Here is a 20,002-nt window from a genome sequence, read left to right on the forward strand (position 1 = left end):
CCCAATATTAAATATACCATCCTCCGTTAATTCGAAGTACTTGGCCAGTTACACTTTGAGATAGCGGGTTTAGTAAATAAGCTACAGTCGCACTAATCTCTCCAGTCGTAACAAAGCGACCTTGTGGTATTTCTTCTTTTAACTGTGTTTGAGTAATTGCATCAAGTTCATCTGTCATTTTACCATGAACAACGCCTGGAGTTATAGCATTAACTGTAATTGATGTTAAAGCTAACTCTTTAGCTAATGACTTTACAAAACCTAATTGTGCAGCTTTCATAGTTGAGTAAATCGTTTCGTAACTTGCACCTGTTTCTCCCCAAATTGAAGATACAACAATAACTCTTCCATTTTCACTTTTTCTCAGTCTATCTACAAATAATTGTACTACCTTAATTAAAGAAAAGACATTTATATGGTATTGTACATCAATTTCTTGATCAGTAAAATCTTGAATAGATCCAAATGACGATTGTCCAGCTACGTATATCAACTGATCTATATGTCCTACTGATTCTAATTCACTTATGTCATTCCTGATTGCAAGATCAAACTGTAGAAAACTAACTGCTTGTCCTTCGTATCTTTGTTTAAGTAGATTTAAATCCGAACTATTATAATGTAGTATGACTTCATTACCAAGTGATAAACATTCGTCTACTATTGAAAGTCCAATATCGCCACTTCCACCTATTATAAGCGTTCTAGCCATTTTGTTTCACCAAACGACTTTCAACTATATTGTCAAAATCAATTAATGATTTCAATGTTTGCTGAACACTATCAACAGTTACTGATTCTAATATATCAATCAGTTCAAATAGCTCAACACCTTCAAAATAAAACTTCGTATATTGATTTGCAATATATTCTGGCGAATTCAAACTTGAAATAATTTCGCCTAATGTTTGTTTTCGGACTCTTTCTAATTCGTCTTTATTAAAACCTGCATTAATATAATTATTTAATTCTCTAAATAAAGCATCTTTAAATACTTTATGGTTATCTGTTGTTACAGCTAGAATTAAGTAACTATATGTCATTTCATTAGCAAATTGATAACCAAATGTATCATCAATAATGCCTTCTTCAAGAAGTCCTTGATAAAAATCTGTCTGTTCTCCAAACATCAGTTCTAAAGCAATCATCATTTCCATATCATTTTTAACTCTATTTTTGTCTGAAATTGTATTAGGCTCAAATTTAAAAGCTAGCATAGACTTCTCTTGTATTATATCCATTTTTGTTTCAATGTAAGGCGTATGCACAGATGTAGGTTCTTCTATAGGTTTTCTTGTAATAGGCGGCATTTCTTTCATATTTCTTGCAGCCTCATGTTTCCGCACTAATTCTATTGTGTCTTCTGGACTTACATCTCCAACAATAATTAACACCATATTCGCAGGATGGTAAAACGTTTCATAAGATAAATATAAGTCTTCAGCAGTTATTTTATAAATGCTGTCCACTGAACCAGCAATATCTACTTGAACTGGATGATTATGATAAAGTGCTCCTAAAGTTTGAAACATTAATTTATAATTCGGCTGTTCTTGATACATTTTAATTTCTTCAGCTATAATACCTTTTTCTTTCTCAACAGTCTTCTCTGTAAAATAAGGACTCTCTATCATTTTTAATAGTCTTATAATATTGTTATTTATATTACCAGTCGCGCTAAATAAATAACTCGTTCTGTCGAAAGTCGTAAAGGCATTAACTTGTGCATCATTTTCGGCAAAGCTAGTAAACACATCGCCTTCTTCTTTTTCAAAAAGTTTATGTTCTAGAAAATGTGCCACACCATCAGGAACTGAGACAAATGCTTCTTTCCCGTGTGGTTTAAATGTATGGTCAAGTGAACCAAAATTAGTCGTATATGTTACAAAAGTTTTAGAAAAACCTACCTTAGGAATAACAACCACTTTTAATCCATTGTCTAAAGTTTCTTCATAAACTGTTTCATCAATCTGTTCGTAATATTGATTACTCATTATTTTCACCTTCAGTCAGTATATATATTGTATCCAATTGTCCAAGTTGAGCAATATTTTTAATGTCATCTATCGTAATTGATTCTATTTCTTTAATCCAATCATCATGATTATATACTGATTGATAACGTGCATGTGTATGTAATAAATCAATCATTTGTCGTTGCTTATCAAACGTCTCTCGTGCATGAGATATAAGAACTTTTTTAGCTAATTCTAACTTTTGCTCGTCGAAGTTCCCTTCCTCTAAATCTTTATAAATGTCCAATATCGTGTCTTTAGCTAATTGAACTTTATCTTTGGAAATTCCACCAACAATATATAAAAAGCCATTTCTAGCATCAATTTGAGAATGAATAGAATATGCTAAACTTTGTTTTTCTCGAACTTCGCTAAATAATATTGAGGATGCATCTCCACCTAATAACATATTCAATACTAAAAATGAATAATATTCTTTAGAATGGAATGCAATTGGGAATCTATATCCCATATTTAACTTAGCTTGATCAATTTTAGTATAATCCACTATTTCTTTTACTTCTTCAATGACTTTTAATGATGAAGTTTCAATTTCTAAATGACTATTGTGATCAAAACTAAAATAATCTTTACAAAGTGCTTTAACTTCATCTAATTCAACGTTTCCAATAATATATGTAGAAATTGCGTTTTCATGAAGTAAATCATGATATGTATCAACTAATGATTCTGGAGTCACATTATCAATGTCTTCAAGACGACCAGATGCTAAATATTTATATGGTTCATCCTCAAACATATGATTCATGAACTGAATAAATGCTCGTTGCGACTTGTTATCTTCTATTGCAGTTAATTTTTTATGTAAAAGTGATTTTTCTTGCCTTGTATATTTTTCATTGAACTTTCCATTTTCAATTAATGGATTAAATATTACTTCGTGTAATAATTGAACAGCATTTTCAAATAAGGATAACTCACTTCTTAAGTATTTTTCATTCACTATTTCAATACCAATCGTCATAATATGATTATTTGCTTGTTTATTTACATAACTAAATAAATGTGCACCGTATAAATCAGCGAGTAGATTATTCATCTCTCTATCTGTTTGATACTTTTTAGTTATTCTTGTTATTAACTTACTTAAAATTGACCTAGATGTAATCGTAGCACTATTTAAAGGCGCTACAAATTTAAAAACTATCGTAGTTGTTTTAAACTTTTCTGTTGGTATGACATAAACATCGTTTGATGCTAATTGTATATGTTCTGTAGTAATCATCAAATACACCTCTCTTATATGTATATATATATACAGAAACAAAGCAACAATTGTTACTTTGTTTTCCTCAATATATTTATTATATCCTATTTCTTGTAATTCGAAACTTTACAAGACTACTTTTGAAATAATTTAAAGAATAAAGAACCGGTGTACCATGTTCATTATAATGTATCTGTGTTAATAACATCATAGCATCGTCTGGTTCAGAGTTAAGTATTTCACTTATATAAGGTTCATAGCTTATAGATTCTATAGATGTATTTGCATGCGTAATTTTAAACTCTACTTTACTTTCTATTGCTGATAGTATTGAAGAATTCGAACGATAGTCACTACATGCAAATAAATCAGTAGCAATTTTATCTAAACAATATACAACTGGTTCTCCATCAGCAGTTCGCAATCTTTCAATTACAGATATCATGGCATCTTTTTCTAAATTAAGAACTTCTATATCTTTTGAAGTAGCAACTTCTTCATCTAAACTGATAAATTCTGTACCCGCCACTTCTCCATTCTTTTCTATCATTTTAGTAATACTTAACAATTCATCTAAAGGATAATAGTAAGGTTGAGTCGGTTTAACAACTGTGACATCCCCAGATTTTTGCGATAGGATTTGTTCAGTGACAAGTTCATGTATAGCTTTTTCAATTTCTTCATAATTTACTTTCAACAATCTTTTGATTTCGAACTCATTAGGTATCGTTTCACCAGGTTTAATTTCTCCTAATTGAATTTGATCTAATATCCAGTTCTTTACAAAATTTGTAGTTGCATCTGTAGACATAATATCCCCCTATTCCTCTTGATAAATATCAATCAATACTTGTCTAGGTTTACTACCTGATTGTGGTCCAATAACACCATTGTTTTCTAAATCGTCCATTAATCTAGATGCTCTATTATAACCTATTCTAAATCTTCGTTGTAACAAACTAGCACTTGCTTTTTGTTCTTCAACAACAAATAAATATGCTTCTTTATATAGTGCATCTTCACTTTCCATTTCACTCGCTTCAGTAGGTTCATCAGGTTCCATTTCTTTCACATAATTAGCAGTTTGTTCTCCAACTACATGCTGAACGACTGTCTCTACTTCACCATCTGATAAGAATGCACCTTGTATTCTTGTTGGTTTTGATGAATCTCTTGATAAGAATAGCATATCTCCTCTACCAAGTAGTTTTTCAGCACCACCACCATCTAGTATCGTTCTAGAATCTGTTGCAGAACTTACTGCAAAGGCAATTCTCGATGGTATATTTGCTTTAATACTACCTGTAATAACATCTACAGAAGGTCTTTGCGTCGCGATTATTAAATGTATACCTGCTGCTCTAGCTAACTGAGCTATTCGCATAATTGATGACTCCACATCTTTCCCTGCAACCATCATTAAATCTGCAAGTTCATCAACAATAACTACGATATATGGTAATTGTGCTTGCTTTTCTTCCATTTCTTGATTCGTACGTTCAATAAATTGATTATATCCTTCTATATTTCTCGCACCTACATGTTGGAATAAGTCATATCTTTTTTCCATCTCTGATACAACTTTTTGTAATGCTTGATTTGCCTTTTGAGGGTTTGTGACTACCGGCGTTAATAAATGCGGCACACCGTTATAAACATTTAATTCTACCATTTTAGGGTCAATCAGCATTAGTTTCACTTCATGTGGTTTAGCATTCATTAAAATACTCGTAATAATACCATTAATACAAACTGATTTACCACTACCAGTTGCACCAGCTACAAGTAAATGAGGTAATTTATTTAACTCTGCTGTAATTGGCTCACCAGAAATATCTCTACCAAGTGCTACTTCAAGTTTATTTGTCGTAGGTTTCGCTTCGCTTAACACTTCTTTTAATGTAACCATTGAAATGTGTTCGTTTGGCACTTCAATTCCAACAGCTGATTTACCTGGAATAGGCGCTTCAATTCTTATGTCTTTAGCTGCTAAATTAAGTGCGATGTCATTACTTAAATTGACTATTTTGTTAACTTTCACACCTTGAGCTGGCTGAACTTCATATTGAGTAACAGCTGGACCAATTCTAATTTGTGTTACTTTAGCATCTACATTAAAGTTTCTTAATGTTGCTTCTAGTAACTTGCCTTTTTCTTGAACAGTCTTTTTTGAAACCGATTGAGATTGAGGTGGATCATTTAAAATATCTAATGATGGTAATTTATAATTTAAATTCTCCGTTTCATCTATAGTTGATTCATTGATTTCACTTTCGACAGGTTCAGTATTTTGTGGTGATTGCTTCGGCTGTTGCTTTCTTTTAGCTTCTAATTTTTCTTGTGATTCATAAATTGGAATATCTTCATTCACTGGTTCTTGTTCAACTGTTGAAAATTCATTAGTAGGTTCTAGTTCTTTTAAGTTCGATACATCTTTTGGTTGATTTTTTTGACGCTTTTCTTTTTCTAATTGTTTAGCTCTTGCTTTTTCTTCACGTTTTTTTTCTAAATTAGTCATTTTTGATTTAGTTTTGCTTTGAGCAATATCAAAAGTTGATTTCGTTATGTCACGATGTCTTTTCTTAGAAATTAAAATAACACTAGATATTAATATAAGTATTGTTAGTAAACTATAACCAAAAACAGATATTAGTTTACTCAAAACATTAAAAGCATAATAACCTATGTATCCACCACCATTAAAGTAAAATGAATTTCTTTCTAAACTTGAGTACGTTTCACTTATTGTCATTTTAAAAGTATCAAAAGACTTATCTTTAAAATATAAAATCAATTGCATAACAAAAATTAGTGCAATTTGAAATATAAGTAGACCATTTAGTCTTCTTGTAAATTTCAATTTACCGTTTATTGTAATTAGCAGTGATATAACCGCAATGAGAATATATGTGAAGTACTTAGAGTAACCGAATAAAAAATGAAAGAAGCTATCTATCATTAATCCTATAAATCCTAATTGAAAAACTCCTAGCACTAATAAAAACAGCACTATCATTTGAATGACATATTTTAAAGTATTATCCTTTTGCTTTTTCTTACCACGTGTTGTTTTTCTTTTACTAGTTGCTGGCTTCTTCTTTTGTACCATCTTGAAATAGCCTCCTTATCTATAATGCAAAAAATAAGCCCATGATTGGGCTTATTTGACTGTTAATAAGTCTTCCATAAAACAATCCATTAGATTTCAGAAATAATAGGAATAATCATCGGGCGACGCTTCGTTTGTTCATATAAATATTTGCCGAGTTTATCACGCATATTTTGTTTCATTTCAGACCATTCAATTTTCTTTTGGAGTAATCCTTCTTCAACAATTTCACGTACTTTTTCTGAAGCATCATTTAATAATTCTTCACTTTCTCTTACATATACAAATCCACGTGATTGAATTTCAGGTCCTCCAACAATTTTTCTGTTCTTAGGATCTAATGTTACTACAGCTATAAATATGCCATCTTCAGCTAATAAGTGTCTATCTCTTAAGACAATATTACCTACATCTCCGACACCAATTCCGTCTATTAATACATTCCCTGCTGTTACTTTTTCATTGGCAAGCATTTTTTCACCATCAAAATTAACAACGTCACCTTTTTCAAGTAAGAAAATCTTCTCAGGATTCACACCAGTTTCAGCAGCCAATTTCGCATGTGCAATTTGCATTTTAAATTCACCTTGTACAGGAATAAAGTATTCCGGTTTCATTAAATTAAGCATCATTTTAAGTTCTTCCATACAACCATGACTTGAAGCATGCGTCTTTTTATTATTAGGCATGATATGTGCACCAGCTTTAACAAGCTCATTTAAAGTTTGTCCAATAATAACTTCCATATTTGCAGAGGCAGTAGTAGAAATGTAAACATTATCCCCTTCTAAAATATTCATAATTGGATGTCTTTGTTGAGCCATTTGTCCTAGTGCTTCAATTGGTTCACCTTGCATACCAGTTGCAATGATAATCATTTCGTTCTTAGGATACTTACTAATATCGTGAACAGGAACTAATAAGTTTTCTGGTATATTAAAATAACCTAGTTTACGTGCTACGTTAAATGAACTTTCTAATGAACGTCCTAAGAATGAAACTTTACGATTTAATTTGCTTGCTGCGTTTAATACTTGTTGTATACGGATAAAGTTAGATGCATAACAAGATACAATGATTCGACCATTTGCTTTAGCAAATTCATCTACTATATGACTTTCAATAACATTTTCCGGAACATTATATCCAGGCTTTTCTGCTTCTGTTGAATCACTAATTAGTGCAAATACACCATTTTGACCAATTTCAGTCATTTTAGCAATATCTGGTGCATATGCCCCTTGTAAACTTTGATCGAATTTAAATTCACCAGTATATACGATAGATCCGTAAGATGTATGTATACATACACCTAAACTATCTGGGATTGAATGTGTTGTATTAAAGAACGTTACATTAACATTTTTAAATCTCATTACTGAATCTTTATTTACTGTATAGTAACGTACTTTTTTATTTATTTTTCTAGCTTTCATATGGTCTTTTACTAAAGCAATCGTTAATCTAGAACCATAAACAGGTGCATCTAGTTTTTCAAGTATATAACTTACTGCACCAATTGAATCTTCATGTCCATGTGATAAGAAGATACCTTTAAGCTTTTCTTTATTTTCAATTACATATTGTATATCTGGTATAACAACGTCTACGCCTAACATTTCATCTTCTGGAAACATTAAACCAGCGTCTAACATGAACATTTCTTCATCCACTTCAACGATATACATATTTTTTGCGATTTCTCCAACACCACCAAGTGGTATGATACGAATTTTATCATTTTTCTTTTTAATTAAACTCAAAATTGTTCCTCCTAAATGTAGTCCCGTCCATAATATATTTATTTAATCATACCATTTATATAATCGTTTACACAAGCACATACAACAGACTTATACATAATTAAAATAAAGGAAGAGAATATTTTTACTTCTTATTACGATATATATTATTTCTCTGTAAGTATAAATTCAGAATAAGACGCTTCAAGTAATATTTTTGTAGCTGTTTTAATATCTTTTAACTGAATTTGATTGATTTCTTTTTCAAATTTATCGTTTGAAATAAGTTCGTTATGAAACATGATTGAACGCGCATTTCTTGTCATTTTATTTTGATTAGATTCAGAAGCCATTAAGAAACTTGTTATAATATGACTTTTTGCATCGTCTAGTTCTTCTTGCGTAATGCCATCTTTGAGTAAGTTTTCAAGAACTTCTGTAATCAACTTGCTTGAAGCATCTACGTTCTCTTTATCTGTTGCAACATAGATTGTCAACAAGCCATCGTTCGTAAAGCTTTGGAAATCCGAATAAACATTATAGCAAAGACCGTGTTCTTCTCTAAGCACTTGGAATAATTTTGAACTCATCGTTTCACCTAATATTGTATTTAATATATTAGTAGAATAATAGTGCTCATCATTATAGCTAGGTGCGACGTAGCTTCTCATAAAGTGCGTTTGTTCAAGTTCATTTTTATAGTAAGTTTCTTTCTTTTCAATAAACTGCATTTTTTGTTGATCTTCATCAATAGCAATACTCTGCTCATCTGTTAATCGTTCGATTATTTCTTCTTTTAAAGATTCACTGTACGCACCAGCAACAGAAACGATTAATCGATTACTTTGATAAAATTTTTCATGAAAATCGACTAAAGTCTTTCTATCAATTTCATTAACACTTTGTGGTGTACCTAAAATCATTCTACCTAATGGTTGGTCTTTATAGATTTCATTTTCTAATTTATCCAATAACCATTCTTCAGGTGTATCTTCAATCATTTTAATTTCTTCAAGGATTACTTTTTTCTCGCGCGTAATTTCTTCTTCTATAAATAAAGGATTCTTAACCATGTCCAATAATAAATCTGTTGCTTTTTTTTCAAATCTTTTTAAAGTTTTACAGAAGTAACAAGTATAAAGCTTAGTTGTGTATGCATTATTATATCCACCAATTTTATCAAATTCAGTTGATAATTGCTGTCTTGAATACTGTTTACTTCCTTTAAAAAGCATATGTTCCATAAAATGGGCAATACCTTCAGGATAATCTCCTTCATTAGCTGTACCAGTCTTTACATATACACCAATACTAATTGTTTCACTATTAGGAACATCTTCAAATATTAATGTTGTACCATTTTTTAATGTTTTTAATTCTGTCATTCTATCACCTCATAATAAAAATAGGGACACGTGAATGTCCCTATTTAAAGCATTTATTTAATTATATTACTATTTTTGTTCTTTTTCTTCATCCAATAACACTTTACGTGAAGCATTTACACGTCCTTGACGGTCAATTTCAGTAACTTTCACTAAGAATTGATCACCAATTTTTGCTACATCTTCAACTTTGTTAACTCTTTCGTTTGAAAATTGAGAGATATGAACTAGTGCATCTTTACCTGGGAATATTTCAACAAATGCACCAAATTTCTCGATACGTTTAACTGTACCCATATAAATAGCGCCGACTTCCGCTTCTCTTACGATATCTTCAATGATTTTACGTGCACGATCAATCATTTCTTTATCTTTAGACCCGATAAATACTGTACCATCTTGTTCAATGTCTAATTTAACACCTGTTTCATCAATGATTTCATTGATTTTTTTACCTCCAGGTCCAATAACATCTCTTATTTTGGCTGATTTAATATGCATGATTTCTATTTTAGGAGCATATTGACTTAATTCTTCTCTAGGCTCTCTTAACGTTTCTAACATGTGGTTTAAGATATATAGTCTACCAATTCTAGCTTGTTCAAGTGCTTCTTTTAAAATTTGCTCACTTAAACCGTCAATCTTGATATCCATTTGAATTGCAGTAATACCTTTTTCAGTACCTGCAACTTTAAAGTCCATATCACCTAAGGCATCTTCCATACCTTGAATATCTGATAAAATTGTATAATTATCATCTTTAGTAATTAACCCCATTGCGATACCTGCAACTGGCGCTTTAATTGGTACACCAGCATCCATTAATGCTAATGTTGATCCACAAATTGAAGCTTGTGAAGATGAACCATTAGATTCAAGTACTTCAGATACAACTCTTATTGTATAAGGGAATTCTTTTTCATCTGGAATTACTTGTAATAAAGCACGTTCTCCTAATGCACCGTGTCCAATTTCACGACGACCTGGTCCTCTTACTGGGCCAGTTTCACCAACTGAGAAGTTAGGGAAATTATAGTGATGCATGTAACGTTTTTGTTCTTCAGTACCAAGTCCATCAATAATTTGATGTTCTCCAAGCGCACCTAAAGTAGCAACTGAAAATGCTTGTGTTTGTCCACGCGTAAACAATCCAGAGCCATGCGCTCTTGGTAATAGACCAACCTCTGATGCTAATGGTCTAATTTCTTCAGGATTACGTCCATCAGGTCTAATTTTATCTTCTGTAATTAAGCGACGAACTTCGTCCTTAACAAGTGTATCTAAAATTTTACTTACAGACTTTAGAACTTGTTCGTTATCAGGATCTTCTTCATTATCGAAATGTTGAAGCACTTCATCTTTAACAGCAGATATATTAATATCACGTTGTTGTTTTTCTTCAGTTCTTATTGCAGCGTTTATGTCTAAAGCTTCAGCTTTTGTACGAACTGACTCTTCAAATGAAGCTTCAATTTCTACTGGAATAAATTCTGCTTTTACAGGTTGAATTTCTTCAATAATTGCTTCTTGGAATTCAACAAGTCTTTGTATTTCTTTATGTCCGAACAAGATTCCATTTAACATCATTTCTTCAGTTACTTCTTTAGCACCTGCTTCAACCATGTTTACTGCATCTTTATGTCCTGCTACTTGTAAATCCAATAAAGAAACTTCTTTTTGCTCTACATTTGGATTTATAACATACTCACCATCTACTAAACCTACATTTACACCTGCAATAGGTCTTTCAAATGGGATATCAGAAACAGATAATGCCATTGAAGAACCAATCATTGCTGCCATTTCTGGAGAACAATTTGAATCTACACTCATGACAATTGATATTACTTGAACATCATGTTTATAGCCTTTAGGAAATAGAGGTCTAATTGGTCTATCAATTAATCGACTTGTTAAAGTAGCATCTTCACCAGGTCTACCTTCACGTTTATTAAATCCACCAGGAATTTTACCTGCTGCATACATTTTTTCTTCGTAATTTACCATTAATGGGAAAAAGTCTACATTTCTAGGTTCTTTAGATGCAGTTGCTGTTGATAATACAACTGTATCCCCATATCTTACTAATACTGCACCATTAGCTTGTTTTGCTAATTGGCCTGTTTCAATTATTAATGGACTGCCTGCCCATTCTGTCTTAAAGACTTTTTTCTCTTGAGACATTTATGAATCTCCTCTCATACAATTAATCTCTTATATCATACCATTATATACTTATTTTTTATATTTATTTATAAAAAAAATCGAAAGAAATCTGATCGATTTCCTTCGATTGATATTGTGATTAACGACGTAATCCTAATGATTTAATTAAATCACGGTAACGTTGAACATCATTGTCACGTAAATATGTTAATAAATGTTTACGACGACCAACCATTTTTAATAATCCACGACGTGAATGATGGTCTTTCTTATGTGTACGTAAATGTTCGTTTAAAGTAGTAATTTCTTCAGTTAAAACTGCGATTTGTACTTCTGGAGAACCCGTATCTGTTTCGTGTACGCGGTATTCTTTAATTAGTTCGTTTTTTCTTTCTTGTGAAATTGCCATTGTCAATTTCCCTCCTATTATTGTATTCACCGTAAACCTGAGCGAATCGTCGGAGTGTCGATTAGCCAAGGAATAGGCACTTAAACTATTATACATAAAAGCATATTATCTTTCAAGCAATAATAACGATTTCGCTTCTTCTTTATCTTTTGTGATTTGACTTACGAGTGCATCAATTCCATCAAACTTTTGTTCTGGTCGAATAAAGTGATGCCAATAAACTTCAACACGCTCTCCGTAAATACTTTCATCAAAATCAAATATATTTACTTCAATGCTTATTTGAGAAACAGAAGGGTCATGGAATGTCGGTTTAACACCAACATTACATACACCTTTATACGTTTTATCTCTAGATTTAATGAGTATAGTAACTGCGTATACACCTTTTCTAGGTAAAACGTAATCATCAACTGGTTCTACATTAGCCGTTGGAAATCCAATTGTTCTACCTCTTTTTTCACCTTGTACAACCATTCCTTTAATAACATAAGGTCTACCAAGTGCCAAATTACATGCTTCAATTTCACCAAGTTCAAGTGAAGCTCTTATATCCGTTGTAGAAATTTTATCATCGTCTTGCAAAGTTTGTTTAGATACTACATGTACGCTAAAAGGATAATCATTCTCTTGTAAAGAAGACATATTACCTTTTCCATATTTACCAAAACTAAAATCATATCCTGCAATAACAGCTTTCACATGATTTTGTATGAAATACTGATCTATAAAATCATCTGCAGATACATTTGCAAAAGTTGAAGAAAAGTTTACTACGAAACAATAATCGACGCCTAATTTTTCTATTGATTCTATTTTGTCAGCAATAGGTGTTAAATAAGTTGTTCGCTTCTTCTCGGGATTTAATACTACTGAAGGGTGTGGATCAAATGTCATAACTGCTTTCTTTAAATGTTGTTCTTTAGCTACTTTAATCATTTTTTGAAGTACTTTTTGATGCCCTAAATGTATGCCATCAAAAAATCCTATTGCTAAAGCAATATTTTCATTTACAAATTGTGTTGATTTTATTGGGTGTGTAATTTCTATAACTTCCATCAAAATACTCCTTTAAAGAAAAACTTTTTTCGGCTTATATAATGCACTGTTTTTTTCGTATGTATCCATTATAGCTATGGCTTTTTCTTCATACCAAACAACAAATATACCATCATGTTTATGTTCGTCTATTAAATGTTTTTCTATTTTTTGTCCGTTTTGAATTCTTTTAACGATGTCTTCATCGTTTATCGTTATTTTTTCTAAACCATTCAATCCATATTCTAATGGAAGAAGCACATTTTGTAACTTATCTTGCTCAACTATTTCTTTTAAATCATCCAATTTAACAGCTTGGTCGAGTGAAAATCCACCACTTTTTAATCTGATCAAATGAGACATATGTGCTGGAAAGCCTAATAACTCACCCACTTGGGTTGCTAAAGTTCTAATATAAGTCCCTTTACCACATTCTACTTCGATTTCAAATTTGCAGATTTGGTCAACATATGAAATTTCTGAAGTTAGTTCTATGCTATTAATAAAGACTTTACGAACAGGTCTTTCAACTTCAATATTTTGTCGTGCGTATTCATATAATTTTTTGCCGTTTACTTTCACAGCAGAGTACATAGGTGGTATTTGTTCAATCTCACCAACTAATTTATTCAATGTAGATCTTATATCTTCGGTACTCCATGTATGCTCATTTACAATTTTCTGTTCTACTAATTCACCTGTTTGATCTTCAGTAGTCGTACTAAACCCAATCGTAACTTCTGCTTTATATTTTTTGCCACTTTCCATAACATAGTCACTTACACGTGTTGCTTTACCAATACAGATAGGTAATACACCACTCACTTCCGGATCCAATGTTCCCGTATGACCAACTTTTTTTGTCTTTAATATTTTACGAAGTTTAAACACAACATCATGGCTTGTCATGCCTACTTCTTTATGAATTGCTAATATGCCATCCAACTTTACGACCTCCAAAACATGCTTCATTTCAATATAAGTTTACATGAAAATGCAATTAAAAAGAAGAAATAACTGATAATCTACTTTAATCGTCTTCGTAGTCATCATTATCATAGTCATCATCATCTTCATAATAATACTGTTCTTTCTTAGCATTTTCCTCATTATAGTCAGTTTGAGGGCGTTCTATATTAAACCAAGATACTGAATTAACCTTACCATTTAACGCATTAACAGAAACCATTGCACCTTCATCATGATCTACATGCTGAGTGACTGTATAAGTAGCTGGTTTAGATTTCTCGTTTTTTTTAATATCTACAAATGTTCCACCAACTTCATTCATAACAATCTGTTTAGCTCTTTTTTCAGTTATAAATGTTTGCTTCTCTTTTTCTTTTTTAGGTTTCTGCTTTTTTGCGACTTGTTTAGAAATTGATTGTGATGTAACATTTTTAATTGTTTCATCTTTTCTATCAATTTCTAAACTATAATTTTTATCTTTATCTTTAATCACTACATAAAACATTCGATCATCCTTAGATTGAGTTAATTTAATTAACTCGCCTTTATACCTTTCTGACACCAAAGTTTTCGCATGATTTTTATCCATCAATTGTTCTGTTGACCTGAAATAAATAATAGTAATTAAAGTAATTAGAAGTATTGCCACAATAACGATAAGAACAGGCTTAATTAGTTTTTTCACATTTTCACACCTTTCTCACTTTTAAAATAAATTCTGATCCAATACCTAATTTACTATTAACTTGTATATCGATTTGGTTTTTAGATGCCAGTTCTTTTGCTATGGATAAACCTAATCCAGATCCACCAGACTGGCGAGATCTCGCTTTATCAATTCTATAAAACCTCGTGAATATTTTATCAATATCTTCTTCAGGGATACCAGGACCATAATCTTTAATTTTAATTTCTATATATTTATTTTTACTTATTAAAAATAGATCTATTTCTGATTGACTATATTTGTACGCATTATCTAAGAAAATTGTTATTAACTGATTAAAACTTTCTTTATTAATTTTACCAATTAAAACATTTTCATTTGTGTGTACATTAATTTTTCTTTTATATACTTGTGAAAGTTTTTTAGTTAAATTCGAAACTTGTGAAACAATATCAACATTTGAAAAAACAATATCATGAAATGTACGTTCTATTTTAGCCAAATCTAACATTTGTTCAGTTAAATATTTTAACCTTTTAGCTTCTTCATTTATTGTATCTATTCCCTCATCTAATAAATCGGGTCTTGTTTTGCCAAATCTTTTTAACATTTCGCTATAAGAAGTCATAACAGTAATTGGCGTTTTTAATTCATGAGAAGCATTAAGTATAAATGCTTGTTGCTTTTCGTCATGGTCTTTTAAATTAAGCATCATTTCATTGAAAGTATTTGAAAGTTCTTTCAATTCTTTCATATCGTTATTATTTATATTTATTTTACTGTAATGTTTTGTTTCTCTCGTTTTATTCATTTGTTCAATAAGCTCATTGATAGGCTTCAAAATAATTTGCGTAATGATTCGATTCAATAGAAATATCACGATTAGTATAATGAATGTTGAAACAATTAATATCCACTTTAATATTGAAAAAGTTTCGTACTTAAAATCAATATTTTCAAATATTTGAAGATTATTTACTTCACCATTTTTCAAAATAATCGGTAAAGATACCATTGCAAAATGATTTCCATTTTTATCAACCACTTTTTTATATTGTCTATTTTTGTATGATTCTGCTAAATTCTTATATTTAATATCAGTTGATATTTGCACAATATTTTTATTTTTTGGATTTACTACAGTAATATATCCATCTGAGAGTAAATAAGATTGAAGAACTGCCTCCGTATTTACATCACTATCTGAAGTGTTTTGGAATTCTTTCATTATATTTATTCCCCTGCTTTCTAACTGAGTCACTTCAGATTCTAGTGAAATCTTTTGGTAGACAAAGTAAACAAATAAATTAATGCAAATAACAACAATAACTATCATAACAGTGGTATAGAGTTGTATTTTCGTCCCAAGTTTCATTGATTTAATCCTTTATCATATATCCAATACCTCTTACGCTAGATATTAAGGATATTTCATTTTGATCTAGTTTTTTTCTTAAATATCTTACATAAACATCGATGACATTTGTATCACCATAATATTCGTATCCCCAAACTTTTTCAATAATCTGTTCTCTAGTCAAGGCTTGGTTTTTATTCTCAACAAAATATAACAATAAATCATATTCTTTCTGCGTTAAGTTTATTAATACTTTATCCATGTATACTTCTCGACTTAATGGATGAATAACTATATGTTTAAAGTGAATTTCACTATTATTCTCATTTGTGACTTCATTATTTTGTTTTAAATGAACTCTAATTCTAGCTAGCAGTTCTTCTATTTCAAATGGTTTTGTCATATAATCATTTGCCCCAGAATCTAAGCCACTTACTTTATCCATAACTGCATCTCTTGCAGTTAACATAATTATTTTAATGTTATTATCTACTTCTCGAATCCTTCTCAGAACCTCTAACCCGTTTAATTCAGGAATCATAACGTCTAATAAGACTAGGTCAAAGTCTTTTGATTCAAATAAATCTAAAGCTCGCTTACCAGTATTCGCAATACTAATTTCGTAATTTGCATACTCTAACTCTATTTGTATAACTCTTGCAATTTTCACTTCATCTTCGACTATTAATATTTTTTTCATTTTAGTACTCCTTTATCTAAGCGATAAGCCAGTAAATTGCCACCAAAAATAATAACATGCAATCATCATTAACATATATATTGGCATCAAAATACTGCTAATTTTTGCTAAATCTTTATTTTCAAAAGGCTTATTTTCTTGCTCATAAAATAAAAGTAGTGCTTTCGAACTTACTGGAAAAGTAACACAATAGTTAGTTCCAATCAAAGTTATAAAAACGACCGCAACTGGATTTAAATTAAACATATCACTAAACAATAAAAATAATGGAACAAACACGACAGCTCTAGTAGTATGACTTGTTACATATAAATGTGACGTTACAGTTATTATAACAATAATCAATAATATAACTTGTACATTTATATTTTCGAATCGAGATAGATAACCAAATAAATGTTCTTGTATATATTGAACAACTTTATATGAAACGAGTAATTTTCCAAGTGATGTTGCTCCAGCTACAAAAAATATTAAACTCCATGAAATACTTTGTAATCCTTCTTTCCATGATATGACACCTACATTAGGCGTTACTATAACAATACTCATAACAATTGTTATAAATGCAATATCAAATCCATGTATTGATTCTGTTATCCACAAACTAATAGTAATTAACAAATATAACAAAGTCTTTTGCTCTTTAACACTAAATGCTGAACGATTTCTTTTTAAATAGTTTAAAGTTGTTTGGGTATTGATTTCATTTGTATTAAAATTCATTTTATTTATAATAATTAAGCTTATAATGCCTATCATGATGCCAAAAGGCCCACCCCATAAAAGAAATTCAACATAAGAAATATTTTCATTTGTTTGACCTTTTAACAATCCAATACCTACAATATGACTACCAGCACCTATTAATGTCAGGTTTGCACCCATTAAAATAAGTACAGGTATCAATAATGCAAAATATTTTTGATTGTCTTGAAATCTAATAGCAAAAGCTTTATATATAGGCAACATAGCTGCAGCTCTCCCAGAAGTCGATGGAACCAATATTGATATTACTTGAACTATTATAAATAGAAATAAATTCATTTTATTTTTTGTACGACATTTATCATTTATCCAATAAATTAATCTATCTAACAAACCACTTTTCTCAACAGCAGCTCCAATAATAAATGCCCCAATCATGAGCCACACAACTTGTTCATTTAAAGATTCAAATAATACTTTTTCTGGTAATCCAAGTACAATACCTATTATTAATGCCATAAATGCAGAAAGTCCTGCAGGCATGTTCGTTAATAGAAACAATCCTAAAGATAATACAAATACTATTAAACTAAGTTGTCCTAAATAAGGTAAATCAGTACTTAAAAATACTATTATAGAAAACACAAAATAAATACACAGATATATTAATTGTTTATTACTCATTGTACAGCATCTTTTATTTTATACATTTGATTGCCTAAATTTATACCAATCAAAATATGTCTCAATGCATTTTCAGAACAATTTTCTAACCATTTATCTGCGTCTAAAATTGAATTTTCTAATGTCGTTGGTTCCGGAATAATACTACTAAACGCATCAATACCACTTTGATAATTTATCTTTGCATTATGCCCGATTGTACCTGCAAATGCGATGACAGGTTTTCCATGTATTTTTGCTATTCTCGCAACTTCTGATGGAATTTTTCCATTAGGTGTTTGAAAGTCAATACATCCTTCTGCAGTAATTACTAAATCTGCATTTTTTATAGCATCAGAAATTTCAATATACTTCATGATGATTTCAAATCTAGGGTATAAACGCGCATTAAGAAATCCATATAATCCAGCACCTAAACCACCCGAAGCACCACCACCACTCATTAATGAAACATCCTTGTTTTTAAAGCTTTTTATGAGTCTTGCAAGGTGTTCTAGATTATTAGACAACTTTTCAACATCACGAGGAGATGCACCTTTTTGTGGCCCATACACTCTTGCTACTCCTTTATTACCACATAATAAATTTGTCCAATTTACTGCTACATCTATATTTACTAAGTGAATTCTAGCATCTATATATCTCATATCAACACCATGAATTCGATCGATTTCACCGCCGCCATTTATGAATATTTCATTACCGTGTTTATTTAAGAATTTAACACCTAATGCTTGCGCCATCCCAACGCCACCATCAGAAGTTCCTGAATCCCCACATCCAATTAAAATTCGTTCAGCACCGCTATCTAATGCTTTAATTATAGTTTCACCTACGCCAAATGTAGTTGTATTTATTGGATTTCTCATATCCTTAGGTACTTGTCTTAACCCTGCAATTGCTGCCATTTCTATCACTGCTGTTTTAATACCATTTTCTACAAAAATTCCAAAAAAAGATTCTGTAGGTATACCAACTGGCCCCATCACATGAGTCTTGATTTTGCTTCCTTCTTTCAATTTTATAATCGTATCTACAAAACCTTCACCGCCATCTACCATCGGAATAGTTGTTACTTGATGTGAAGAATCTACTTTTTTTATACCCTTTGTAATTGAATGACCCACTTCCTCTGCACTTAAACTTTCTTTAAATCCTGAAGGTACAACAACAATTCTCATTTTTATTTCCCCCTTATTTATTCTTTGCTATTTTTTAACTTGATTTAACTATACCTTTGCAAAGTTCATAAATAATTAGAGAAAAATTAAAACTTGATTAAAAAGAAAAAACGAAGCTAGGACAAATTAATTGTCTTAGCTTCGCTTTATTCTATTTGCAGTAGATGATTGGTCCACTACATATAAATTCAATCAAATATTCAAACTTTAGTCATTACGATTTAAATCTTGAATCATACGTTCTATCTTATTACCATAATCGATTGATTCATCATATTTAAAATGTAATTCAGGTAGAATACGTAATTTCATACGACTTCCAATCTCAGATTTAATGAAACCTTTACCTTTTTCTAAACCTTTAAATGTATCTTCTTTTTCTTTATCTGTTCCTAATACTGTTAAATAAACAGTAGCATGAGATAAATCACCAGGAAGTTCTACATCTGTAATCGTTAAAAATCCAACTCTTGGATCTTTAAGTTTATTGTTTATAATATCCATTAATTCTTTTTTCATTTGTTCGCCAACGCGTTCAGAACGAATACTCATTTCTTTCACCTCTTAATATTCAAATCTCTATTTATACATTATTAAATTATAACACATGCTTGTTGGCTTAAAAAGACAATCATATCAAAGTT

Annotated in this window: 17 protein-coding genes; all 17 read right to left on the reverse strand. The window is 30.7% G+C overall.

From position 1 onward, the window contains the following. Positions 1 to 7: 7 nt before the first annotated feature. Positions 8 to 712, reverse strand: coding sequence for an elongation factor P 5-aminopentanone reductase (gene ymfI, locus LQ668_RS02230; RefSeq protein ID WP_203153588.1), 705 nt, complete (start codon positions 710 to 712; stop codon positions 8 to 10). Continuing rightward, positions 705 to 1,994 carry an EF-P 5-aminopentanol modification-associated protein YfmH gene (gene yfmH, locus LQ668_RS02235; RefSeq protein ID WP_239775878.1) on the reverse strand — a complete coding sequence of 430 codons (1,290 nt, stop codon included), beginning with the start codon at positions 1,992 to 1,994 and terminating at the stop codon, positions 705 to 707. Before yfmH ends, ymfI begins: the two co-directional genes overlap by 8 nt. Further along, on the reverse strand, positions 1,987 to 3,261 hold the full coding sequence (yfmF, locus tag LQ668_RS02240; protein ID WP_239775879.1) for an EF-P 5-aminopentanol modification-associated protein YfmF: 1,275 nt from the start codon (positions 3,259 to 3,261) through the stop codon (positions 1,987 to 1,989). The genes yfmH and yfmF overlap by 8 nt, the downstream gene beginning before the upstream one ends. Before the next feature lie 79 nt (positions 3,262 to 3,340). Further along, positions 3,341 to 4,054, reverse strand: coding sequence for a GntR family transcriptional regulator (locus LQ668_RS02245; protein ID WP_239775880.1), 714 nt, complete (start codon positions 4,052 to 4,054; stop codon positions 3,341 to 3,343). A gap of 9 nt (positions 4,055 to 4,063) precedes the next feature. Then, positions 4,064 to 6,352, reverse strand: coding sequence for a DNA translocase FtsK (locus LQ668_RS02250; protein WP_239775881.1), 2,289 nt, complete (start codon positions 6,350 to 6,352; stop codon positions 4,064 to 4,066). Positions 6,353 to 6,441: 89 nt separating this feature from the next. After that, positions 6,442 to 8,115 carry a ribonuclease J2 gene (rnjB, locus tag LQ668_RS02255; protein WP_078356175.1) on the reverse strand — a complete coding sequence of 558 codons (1,674 nt, stop codon included), beginning with the start codon at positions 8,113 to 8,115 and terminating at the stop codon, positions 6,442 to 6,444. A 146-nt stretch (positions 8,116 to 8,261) separates the two neighbouring features. Continuing rightward, a complete protein-coding gene (locus LQ668_RS02260) occupies positions 8,262 to 9,479 on the reverse strand; it encodes a M16 family metallopeptidase (RefSeq protein ID WP_239775882.1) in 1,218 nt (405 codons plus the stop codon). 69 nt (positions 9,480 to 9,548) lie between these two features. After that, complete coding sequence (gene pnp / locus LQ668_RS02265) at positions 9,549 to 11,663, reverse strand: polyribonucleotide nucleotidyltransferase (RefSeq protein WP_107510130.1); 2,115 nt, start codon at positions 11,661 to 11,663, stop codon at positions 9,549 to 9,551. A gap of 121 nt (positions 11,664 to 11,784) precedes the next feature. Next, positions 11,785 to 12,054 carry a 30S ribosomal protein S15 gene (gene rpsO / locus LQ668_RS02270; RefSeq protein ID WP_078356172.1) on the reverse strand — a complete coding sequence of 90 codons (270 nt, stop codon included), beginning with the start codon at positions 12,052 to 12,054 and terminating at the stop codon, positions 11,785 to 11,787. A 105-nt stretch (positions 12,055 to 12,159) separates the two neighbouring features. Further along, entirely contained in the window at positions 12,160 to 13,113 is a 954-nt protein-coding gene (gene ribF / locus LQ668_RS02275; RefSeq protein WP_239775883.1) for a riboflavin biosynthesis protein RibF, read from the reverse strand. 12 nt (positions 13,114 to 13,125) lie between these two features. After that, positions 13,126 to 14,037: a tRNA pseudouridine(55) synthase TruB gene (gene truB, locus LQ668_RS02280; protein ID WP_275583884.1), complete on the reverse strand. Its 912-nt coding sequence runs from the start codon at positions 14,035 to 14,037 to the stop codon at positions 13,126 to 13,128. Between the two features lie 85 nt (positions 14,038 to 14,122). Beyond that, the gene (locus LQ668_RS02285) at positions 14,123 to 14,746 is read right to left on the reverse strand and encodes a hypothetical protein (RefSeq protein ID WP_239775884.1); all 624 of its coding nucleotides are present in this window, start codon (positions 14,744 to 14,746) and stop codon (positions 14,123 to 14,125) included. Between the two features lie 4 nt (positions 14,747 to 14,750). Beyond that, positions 14,751 to 16,103, reverse strand: coding sequence for a sensor histidine kinase (locus LQ668_RS02290; RefSeq protein ID WP_078356168.1), 1,353 nt, complete (start codon positions 16,101 to 16,103; stop codon positions 14,751 to 14,753). A gap of 4 nt (positions 16,104 to 16,107) precedes the next feature. Beyond that, positions 16,108 to 16,785, reverse strand: a complete 678-nt coding sequence (locus tag LQ668_RS02295) for a response regulator transcription factor (protein ID WP_078356167.1) — start codon at positions 16,783 to 16,785, stop codon at positions 16,108 to 16,110. Positions 16,786 to 16,797: 12 nt separating this feature from the next. After that, on the reverse strand, positions 16,798 to 18,177 hold the full coding sequence (locus tag LQ668_RS02300; protein WP_115337523.1) for an SLC13 family permease: 1,380 nt from the start codon (positions 18,175 to 18,177) through the stop codon (positions 16,798 to 16,800). Beyond that, positions 18,174 to 19,358 carry a glycerate kinase family protein gene (locus tag LQ668_RS02305; protein WP_115337524.1) on the reverse strand — a complete coding sequence of 395 codons (1,185 nt, stop codon included), beginning with the start codon at positions 19,356 to 19,358 and terminating at the stop codon, positions 18,174 to 18,176. The genes LQ668_RS02300 and LQ668_RS02305 overlap by 4 nt, the downstream gene beginning before the upstream one ends. A 207-nt stretch (positions 19,359 to 19,565) precedes the next feature. Then, positions 19,566 to 19,910, reverse strand: coding sequence for a 30S ribosome-binding factor RbfA (rbfA, locus tag LQ668_RS02310; RefSeq protein WP_078356164.1), 345 nt, complete (start codon positions 19,908 to 19,910; stop codon positions 19,566 to 19,568). Positions 19,911 to 20,002 lie beyond the last annotated feature (92 nt).

The organism is Mammaliicoccus sp. K-M42, from assembly GCF_022386375.1.
GTDB classification, from domain to species: domain Bacteria; phylum Bacillota; class Bacilli; order Staphylococcales; family Staphylococcaceae; genus Mammaliicoccus; species Mammaliicoccus fleurettii.